Origin of the sequence: Protofrankia sp. CiP1_Cm_nod1, from assembly GCF_920888515.1 — a bacterium.
Taxonomy (GTDB): domain Bacteria; phylum Actinomycetota; class Actinomycetes; order Frankiales; family Frankiaceae; genus Protofrankia.
Genome location: NZ_CAKKTM010000464.1, coordinates 4,136 through 6,720, shown reverse-complemented (window position 1 = coordinate 6,720; position 2,585 = coordinate 4,136). Strand labels below are relative to the sequence as shown.

Below are 2,585 nucleotides of genomic sequence, written 5' to 3'. Positions count from 1 at the left end.
CGGCCCGGCGGGCCGAGGGTACGCCCGCCGGGCCCGGGGTGCCGGGCTGCGGTCGGACGTCCTGGAACACCTGCCCGGGACGGCGCCTACCGGGCCCGCGCGGTGGCGATGTAGCCGGCGAAGGAGGTGCCGGTGAGGCGTTCGTACGCCTCGACGTAACGGGCCCGGGTGGCCTCGACCACCTCCGGCGGAAGCTGCGGCCCGGGAGCGGTCCGGTCCCAGCCGGTGGACGCCAGGTAGTCGCGGATGAACTGTTTGTCATAGGACGGCTGGGAGCCGCCGGGCCGCCACTGGTCGGCGGGCCAGAACCGGGACGAGTCCGGGGTCAGCACCTCGTCGCCGAGCCGCAGGACGCCGTCGGCGTCATAACCGAACTCGAACTTGGTGTCGGCGACGATGATGCCGCGCCCGGCGGCCACGTCGACCGCCCGCTCAAAGATCTCCAGGGTGAGTTTCTCCAGCTCGGCGGCGGCCTCGGGGCCGACCTGGGAGGCGGCCTGCGCCCGGCTGATGTTCTCGTCGTGCTCGCCGACCGGCGCCTTCGTCGACGGGGTGTAGATCGTCGCGGGCAGCCGGCTGCCGTCGACGAGGCCGGCGGGCAGCGCGTGGCCGCTGACCTCGCCGGTGCGCTGGTAGTCCTTCAGCCCGCTGCCGGTGAGGTAGCCGCGGGCGACGCACTCGATCGGCACCATGGTCAGCCGCCGGCACAGCATCGACCGGCCGCGCAGCTGCTCGGCGTAGGGGGTGAGCTCGTCGGGGTACTCGTCCACGTCGGTGCTGATCACATGGGACGGTACGAGGTCCGCGAGCTGGTCGAACCACCACAGCGACAGTCCGGTGAGGACGGCGCCCTTGTCCGGTATCTCGGTGGGCAGGACCACGTCGAAGGCGGAGATCCGGTCGCTGGCGACCAGGAGCACCGCGTCCTCACCGACCGCGAACATCTCGCGTACCTTGCCCGACCCCAGGTGGGTCAGCCCGGCGAACTCCTCGTGCGTCAGTGGCATGCTCCGACCGTATGCGATGCGCCGGGCGTCCTCGCCGGCAACAGCCTCGCCGGCAACAGGATGTTCTCGCCGGCGACAGGACGCCCCCGCCGGTGACGCGGCGTCGTGGCCGGTGGCCGGGCGTCCTGCCGCTGACGGGACGTTGCGGCCCGTGACGCGGCGTTGCGGCCGGTAGGGTGCCCGGCCCGGGGATTCGGGCGCGGTTGTCGGGCACGATGGCCGGTATGGCAACCGAGCACGCGGCCCCCACACCTCCCACCGCCCCCGAGCCTCCTGAGGCCCCTGAGGTTCCTGAGGTTCCCGACGTCCTGGCCACCCGTTACGCCTCGGCCGAGATCCGGCGGCTGTGGTCACCGGAGAGCAAGGTGGTCGCGGAGCGCAGGCTGTGGCTGGCAGTGCTGCGCGCCCAGCGGGATCTCGGCCTGGAGCTGACCGCCGGTGTGATCGAGGACTACGAGCGGGTCCTCACCGAGGTCGACCTGGCCTCGATAGCCCGGCGGGAGCGGCTGCGGCGCCACGACGTCAAGGCCCGCATCGAGGAGTTCAACGCCCTCGCCGGCCACGAGCACGTGCACAAGGGCATGACGTCACGTGACCTCACCGAGAACGTCGAACAGTTGCAGGTGCGCAGCTCGCTCGCGCTGATCCGGGGGCGCATGGTCGCGGCACTGGCCCGGCTGGCCCGGCTGGCCGCCGAGTACGACTCGCTGGTGATCACCGGGCGTAGCCACAACGTTCCCGCCCAGGCAACCACGCTCGGTAAGCGGTTCGCCTCCGCCGGGCAGGAGCTGCTGGCCGCCTTCGAGCGGGTCGAGGACACCCTGGAGCGCTACCCGCTACGCGGGATCAAGGGCCCGGTCGGGACCGGCCAGGACATGCTCGACCTGCTCGGCGGAGACGACGCCAGGTTTGCCGAGCTGGAGCGGCGGATCGCCGGGTTCCTCGGCTTCGGCCGGGTGCTGACCAGCGTGGGCCAGGTCTACCCGCGGTCGCTCGACTACGAGGTCGTCACCGCGCTGGTCCAGGCCGTGGCCGGGCCGGCGAGCCTCGCCACGACCATCCGCCTGATGGCCGGCCACGAGCTGGCCACCGAGGGCTTCGCCGCCGGCCAGGTCGGCTCGAGCGCGATGCCGCACAAGATGAACACCCGGTCCTGCGAGCGGGTGAGCGGCCTGTCGGTGGTGCTGCGCGGCTTCGCCGCCATGACCGGCGAGCTCGCCGGGAACCAGTGGAACGAGGGGGACGTGTCCTGCTCGGTCGTGCGCCGGGTGGCGCTGCCCGGCGCGTTCTTCGCCGCCGACGGGCTGTACGAGACGTTCCTGACCGTCCTGGACGACTTCGGGGCCTACCCGGCCGTGATCGCCCGGGAGCTGGACCGCAACCTGCCCTTCCTGGCCACGACGAAGATCCTGATGGCCGCCGTCCGCCGGGGCGTCGGGCGGGAGACCGCCCACGAGGTCATCCGGGAGCACGCGGTAGCGGTCGCCCTCGCCCTGCGGGAGAAGGGGGCGGAGCACAACGACCTGCTGGCCCGGCTGGCCGGCGACGACCGGCTGGGCCTGGACACGGCCGAGCTGT

2 protein-coding genes are annotated in these 2,585 nt (G+C 72.6%); one reads left to right on the top strand and one right to left on the bottom strand.

What is annotated here, in order from left to right; all coding sequences use genetic code 11:
* Positions 1-86 precede the first annotated feature (86 nt).
* Positions 87-1,007: a phosphoribosylaminoimidazolesuccinocarboxamide synthase gene (locus NBX02_RS22015; protein WP_250281944.1), complete on the bottom strand. Its 921-nt coding sequence runs from the start codon at positions 1,005-1,007 to the stop codon at positions 87-89.
* 215 nt (positions 1,008-1,222) lie between these two features.
* On the opposite strand from NBX02_RS22015, the gene purB reads away from it, so the two are divergent.
* Positions 1,223-2,585 (top strand): adenylosuccinate lyase (purB, locus tag NBX02_RS22010; RefSeq protein WP_445548579.1); only part of this gene is annotated, 1,363 nt, incomplete at its 3' end.

Bases quoted from the DNA above. Each gene is read 5' to 3' on its own strand.
- NBX02_RS22015 (WP_250281944.1), bottom strand. From the start codon at position 1,007: ATGCCACTGACGCACGAGGAGTTCGCCGGGCTGACCCACCTGGGGTCG.